Below are 4442 nucleotides of genomic sequence, written 5' to 3'. Positions count from 1 at the left end.
CTGCAACTCGACCCCGTGAAGTTGGATTCGCTAGTAATCGCGTATCAGCAATGACGCGGTGAATACGTTCCCGGGCCTTGTACACACCGCCCGTCAAGCCATGGAAGCTGGAAGTGCCTGAAGTGCGTAACCGCAAGGAGCGTCCTAGGGTAAAGTCGGTAACTGGGGCTAAGTCGTAACAAGGTAGCCGTACCGGAAGGTGTGGCTGGAATACCTCCTTTCTGGAGCAGTATCTCGAGCTAAGTTATTGTAACAAGTTACCTACATGATTATTTCTTAATTGGTTTGCTGAATTATACTATATAGTTCAGTTATACTGATAAACACACAGAAGGAAACCCAAAAGATGAAGCCAATTAGTGGCGCTAATCAAAAGGTGATACGAGATTGCAAGAAATCGGGAATAGGAGAATCACAAATCGTAAATCCGAATTTCGAAATCGACCCAGTCCTGTAGCTCAGCTTGGTTAGAGCACTACACTGATAATGTAGGGGTCAGCAGTTCAAATCTGCTCGGGACTACAAGCAATTATTGAATTGGATAATTATAGAATTACTGAATAAAAAGTATTCAATAATTCAGACATTCAATAATTCAATCATTCATTTTTAGGGGGATTAGCTCAGCTGGCTAGAGCACCTGCCTTGCACGCAGGGGGTCAACGGTTCGAATCCGTTATTCTCCACCACACCCTCCGTTTTCCGAAAGGAATAGGATATAATGCAAATARACCATTTAAGAGTTAAATGGAATAGGGGTAAAGTTCTTTGACATATTGGAAGAAGTAATAAAAAAGAGAAGACAACAGTATAGAGGACTGTTGCAGGCTTTTGAATATTACGGAAAAGTAAAAAGGAGAAAGGCTTCGGTCTTGCTACTTGATACTAAGTACTTGATACTAAAAACGGCAACAAGAATCAAAAAGCATACATACCGGGCAAAAGGCGGTATAGTAGAAGAAAGTAAGAAAGGGTACACGGGGGATGCCTTGGCTCTCAGAGGCGATGAAAGACGTGATAAGCTGCGATAAGCTACGGGGATCTGCAAATAAGACTTGATCCGTAGATTTCTGAATGGGGAAACCTAACTATTTGAAGAATAGTTGCATAAATGCGCAAACCTGCTGAACTGAAACATCTAAGTAAGCAGAGGAAGAGAAAATAATAATGATTTCCTGAGTAGTGGCGAGCGAAAGGGAAGAAGCCCAAACCAATTATGTTACGGCATAATTGGGGTTGTAGGACCACAACATGAATACTAAACAAAACCGGAATGGGGTGGGAAACCCAGCCATAGAGCATGACAGCTGCGTACGGGTAATGAATAGTAGGATAGTGGTATCCTGAGTACCGCGAGGTCGGAGACGCCTTGTGGGAATCTGCCGGCACCATCCGGTAAGGCTAAATACTCCTGAGAGACCGATAGTGAACCAGTACCGTGAGGGAAAGGTGAAAAGAACCCCGAACAGGGGAGTGAAATAGAACCTGAAACCGTGTACTTACAAGCGGTCGGAGCCCCTTCGTGGGGTGACGGCGTGCCTTTTGCATAATGAGCCTACGAGTTACTCTTTCCTGGCAAGGTTAAGTGTTTAAGACACGGATCCGAAGCGAAAGCGAGTCTGAATAGGGCGTATAGTCAGGGGAGGTAGACGCGAAACCTTGTGATCTACCCATGGACAGGTTGAAGGTGCCGTAACAGGTACTGGAGGACCGAACCGATAAACGTTGAAAAGTTTCCGGATGATTTGTGGGTAGGGGTGAAAGGCTAATCAAACTGGGAAATAGCTCGTACTCCCCGAAATGTTTTTAGGAACAGCCTGGCGGTTGAGTTAATAAGAGGTAGAGCTACTAATTGGGTGCGGGGGAGTCAAATCCTACCAAATCCAGATAAACTCCGAATGCTTATTAATATACGCTGGAGTGAGGCTCTGGGTGCTAAGGTCCAGGGCCGAGAGGGAAAGAACCCAGACCATCAGCTAAGGTCCCCAAATTACTGCTAAGTTGAACTAACGAGGTCCGATTGCACAGACAGCTAGGATGTTGGCTTGGAAGCAGCCATTCATTTAAAGAGTGCGTAACAGCTCACTAGTCGAGCGATCGGGCATGGATAATAAACGGGCATCAAGCAGTATACCGAAGCTATGGATTTGCAGYAATGCATCTGGTAGGGGAGCATTCTATTATCCGGCGAAGCAGGAGGGACAACCGACTGTGGAGGGAATAGAAAAGCAAATGTAGGCATAAGTAACGATAAGGCGGGAGAGAAACCCGCCCACCGAAAGACTAAGGTTTCCTGATCAACGCTAATCGGATCAGGGTTAGTCGGGGCCTAAGGTGAAGCCGAAGGGCGTAGCCGATGGACAACTGGTTAATATTCCAGTACTTTTTATAACTGCGATGCGGTGACGGAGTAGTGACACTGACGCGAACTGACGGAATAGTTCGTTAAAGGCCGTAGGTATAGGATTTGTAGTTAAGTACGCAGATCTTGCTGAAAGCTGATAGTAYACCRRATCTTCGGASRMGGTRATAGTTCAGGTAATCAGACTTCCAAGAAAACCCGCTAAGCTTCAGGTTATAAAAACCCGTACCGTAAACCGACACAGGTAGTCGAGGAGAGAATCCTAAGGTGCTCGAGTGAATCATGGCTAAGGAACTCGGCAAAATGGCCCTGTAACTTCGGGAGAAGGGGCGCTTTCAGCAATGGAAGCCGCAGTGAAAAGGCCCAGGCGACTGTTTAACAAAAACACATGGCTATGCAAAATCGAAAGATGACGTATATGGCCTGACACCTGCCCGGTGCCGGAAGGTTAAGAGGGGATGTTAGTCGCAAGGCGAAGCATTGAATCGAAGCCCCGGTAAACGGCGGCCGTAACTATAACGGTCCTAAGGTAGCGAAATTCCTTGTCGGGTAAGTTCCGACCTGCACGAATGGTGTAACGATCTGGGCGCTGTCTCAGCCATGAGCTCGGTGAAATTGTGGTATCGGTGAAGACGCCGGTTACCCGCAACGGGACGGAAAGACCCCATGCACCTTCACTACAACTTAACATTGATATCGGATACAGGATGTGTAGGATAGGTGGGAGACTGTGATGTGGCTTCGCTAGGAGTCATTTAGTCAACGTTGAAATACCACCCTTTCTGTATTTGGTGTCTAACTCTGCAMWGYGGAGGACATTGTTTGGCGGGTAGTTTGACTGGGGTGGTCGCCTCCAAAAAGGTAACGGAGGCTTTCAAAGGTAAGCTCAGTACGCTTGGTAACCGTACGTGGAGTGCAATAGCATAAGCTTGCTTGACTGTGAGGCAGACAAGCCGAGCAGGGTCGAAAGACGGATATAGTGATCCGGTGGTTCTGCATGGAAGGGCCATCGCTCAAAGGATAAAAGGTACGCTGGGGATAACAGGCTGATCTCCCCCAAGAGCTCATATCGACGGGGAGGTTTGGCACCTCGATGTCGGCTCGTCACATCCTGGGGCTGGAGAAGGTCCCAAGGGTTGAGCTGTTCGCTCATTAAAGTGGCACGCGAGCTGGGTTCAGAACGTCGCGAGACAGTTCGGTCCCTATCTGTTGTGGGCGCAGGAAGTTTGAGTGGGGCTGACCTTAGTACGAGAGGACCGGGTTGGACTAACCTCTGGTGAATCTGTTATGGCGCCAGCTGTATTGCAGAGTAGCTACGTTGGGAATAGATAAGCGCTGAAAGCATCTAAGTGCGAAACTAGCCACAAGATGAGACTTCCATTGAGGGTCGTAGCAGACTACTACGTTGATAGGTCATAGGTATAAAGGTGGTGACATCATAGCCGAGTGATACTAATTGCCCGAAGCTTTCTCATAGCAGGTAATTGAATGGTGAGTGGTGAAATAAGTTGATTAAGTTGATTAAGMGAATGGTTGTAARACCAGGAACCTAATCGACCACTTAACCTAATCAACCACTCACTGAAAATACAATATTGTTGTTTTCTCTGATTAATTACTTCTTTCAATAATATGTCATTGTTAAGCTAAAAGCAGAAGGCCAAAAGGCTAAAGCGAGAAGTGAAACAAATAAATGAATTGGCAAAAAAGCGTTATGCTTTCAGCCTTGAGCTTTCAGCTCAAAAGAAATTCAGGTGCCTATATCGGCGGTGTCTACCTCTTCCCATTCCGAACAGAGAAGTCAAGCCCGCCAGAGCCGATGGTACTGCGGTAAAACGTGGGAGAGTAGGTCGGTGCCAAATCTTATCCGCCTTAAAGGCTGAATCGTGAAACCCTTCATCATACTGATGAGGGGTTTTTGCGTTTTGAAAAGTTCAATCATTCATTAGTTCATTGGTGTTCGGTTGGATACCTTGCTTTGCTGAGTTTAGCTTACAAAAGGTACACGTTTGTGGTAAAAAGATGTACTTCCTGCGCAGGTTATTGGTACTAATAGGCAATAAATATGCAATAAGTTACC

Annotated in this window: 2 tRNA genes and 3 rRNA genes; all 5 read left to right on the top strand. The window is 46.4% G+C overall.

Features of this window, described 5'->3' with window-relative positions:
• Window positions 1–221, top strand: a 16S ribosomal RNA gene (locus AC1DV1_RS31095); the annotation flags it as partial.
• Between the two features lie 226 nt (window positions 222–447).
• A tRNA-Ile gene (locus AC1DV1_RS31090) sits at window positions 448–522 on the top strand.
• A 90-nt stretch (window positions 523–612) separates the two neighbouring features.
• Window positions 613–689: transfer RNA gene (locus tag AC1DV1_RS31085), tRNA-Ala, on the top strand.
• Window positions 690–957: 268 nt separating this feature from the next.
• A 23S ribosomal RNA gene (locus AC1DV1_RS31080) occupies window positions 958–3837 on the top strand.
• 275 nt (window positions 3838–4112) lie between these two features.
• Window positions 4113–4224: ribosomal RNA gene (gene rrf / locus AC1DV1_RS31075) — 5S ribosomal RNA — on the top strand.
• Window positions 4225–4442: the final 218 nt, after the last annotated feature.

It is taken from the genome of Mucilaginibacter sp. P4_D1, assembly GCF_056401935.1.
This window is presented reverse-complemented; position numbering and strand designations above follow the sequence as displayed.